Origin of the sequence: Streptomyces sp. NRRL F-2664 (genome assembly GCF_000719345.1) — a bacterium.
Taxonomy (GTDB): domain Bacteria; phylum Actinomycetota; class Actinomycetes; order Streptomycetales; family Streptomycetaceae; genus Streptomyces.
Map to the genome: position 1 here is coordinate 1 of NZ_JOFX01000194.1, position 1,676 is coordinate 1,676.

At 68.8% G+C, this 1,676-nt stretch carries 2 protein-coding genes and 1 pseudogene; 1 reads left to right on the forward strand and 2 read right to left on the reverse strand.

Features of this window, described 5'->3' with window-relative positions; genetic code table 11:
• A pseudogene (locus tag IF89_RS50070) lies at positions 1 to 575 on the forward strand (IS630 family transposase); the annotation flags it as partial.
• Between the two features lie 4 nt (positions 576 to 579).
• Here the strand turns inward: IF89_RS50070 and IF89_RS41360 are convergent.
• Together IF89_RS41360 and IF89_RS41365 are read right to left on the reverse strand one after the other, a co-directional pair.
• Positions 580 to 1,032, reverse strand: coding sequence for an abortive infection family protein (locus IF89_RS41360; RefSeq protein WP_051808147.1), 453 nt, complete (start codon positions 1,030 to 1,032; stop codon positions 580 to 582).
• Between the two features lie 80 nt (positions 1,033 to 1,112).
• Positions 1,113 to 1,382: a hypothetical protein gene (locus tag IF89_RS41365; protein ID WP_051808149.1), complete on the reverse strand. Its 270-nt coding sequence runs from the start codon at positions 1,380 to 1,382 to the stop codon at positions 1,113 to 1,115.
• Positions 1,383 to 1,676: the final 294 nt, after the last annotated feature.

A 1,676-nucleotide genomic window follows, 5' to 3' on the forward strand; every position in this document is an offset into this window, starting at 1 on the left:
CACGGTCGAGGGCACCTGGCGGCTGCTGAAGCGCCACGGCTGGAGCTGGCAGCAGCCCACCAGGCGCGCGATCGAGCGCGATGACGACGCGGTCGAGGTCTGGAAGAAGGAAGCCTGGCCGCGGGTAAGAGCACCGCGGCGGAGCACAGCGCTTGGATCGTCTTCGAGGACGAGGCCGGGCAGTCGATGACTCCGCCGCACGCCAGGACCTGGGGCCGGATCGGCCAGACCCCGGTCGTGAGGGTGAGGGGCCGGGGCTCGGGGCGCGTGTCGATGGCGGGAATGGCCTGCTACAAGCCAGGCGAGCGGTCTCGGCTGATCTACGCGATCCGCGAGTACCGGGGCCGCAAGGACGAGCCGAAGGGTTTCAGCTGGCGCGACTTCCGCGACTCGTCCGCGCCCGCATCCAGCTCGGCGGACCGATCGTGCTGGTCTGGGACAACGTCCGCCTGCACCTGACGGCCGGCATGCGCGAGTTCATCGACGCGAACCTCGAGTGGCTCGCCGTGTTCCAGCTGCCCACCTATGCCCCGGACCTCAACCCGACCGAGGGCGTCTGGTCGCTGGTCAGGCGCGTCACTAGGAATGCGGGTTGTCCGTGCCCGACGAGGCCCGGTGGCTGAGGCAGCCTGTCAGCGCGTTCCACGTGGCCGTATCGAATGCGAGGTCGGCGGAGCGTCCGGGGAAGCGCACCGCCCGGCGGGCAGGGGTGAGGTCATCGAGGGTGAGGAGGCACAGTTCGGTGGTTGTGGCAGCGTGGAGAAGCGCGGCCAGGCCGATGAACGCCTCATGCCTCAGCTCGCACCAGGTGGAGGCGGTGCCGACAGCGAAGCGGGCGTGCCGGGGTCCCAGCCCAGTGGGTGCGACCAGCCGCCCGTGGCCGGTTCCGTACCGGTTGCGCAGTTCCGCGACGCCGATGGCAGCGGAGGTCAGGGCGTTGATGCTGTCGGCGTTGTCCGGGCTGGCGCCGTCGCGTGCCGGAGGCAGTGCTGCGGGGTGGAGGTGGAGTGCTTGCTGCGCCTGCTTGATCAAGGGCGGGCAGGTCCTGGCGTTCGTCTACCGGAAGATTCCGTTTAAGTAGTACGAGCTTGGCGGTGGCCTCGATCAGCTGCTTAGCCGGCGCCGATCGCGTCGTCGGGGTACTCGGCTCCGAACCTGCGGACCCGCTCCAGTTCGGCGTGGATACCTGATACCGCGGTCAGGGCCTCAACGTGGACGGTCAGGCGGGTGACGCGTGCCGTGTGTAGGCGCAGCTCGTCGTCCAGGCGGCAGCCGTCCCGTGCGAACGCCTCCCGCAGCTCCGCCACCGTGTCGGCAGGCAGGCCGTCTCCGCCGTATTTTCGGCTCTCCCGGTCGAGGCGGCGCAGCATGCTCTCGAACATCCGCAGGGCCCGGGTGACGTGGTCTTCGTAGGTCCAGTCGACGGAGGCGGCGTAGGAGTCGAAGAGCTGCTTGCGGACGCCGCCCTCGCCGGGCGTGGCGTCGGGGTTCTGTGCGAAGTGTTCGTTCTCTCAGTACTCGCCGATCGCCCCTGCCACGTGGCGAAGTCGATCGAGACAGGGACATCCAGTCATGATGTGAGCTTGTTCCGCTTTGGCGGACACTTTTGGTGTGTGGTCAGGCCGCCAAGGCGGTCTCGTATTCGGCAGGGCTGCGGTAGCCGAGGCTGCTGTGGA

Bases quoted from the DNA above. Each gene is read 5' to 3' on its own strand.
- IF89_RS41365 (WP_051808149.1), bottom strand. From the start codon at position 1,382: ATGTTCGAGAGCATGCTGCGCCGCCTCGACCGGGAGAGCCGAAAATAC.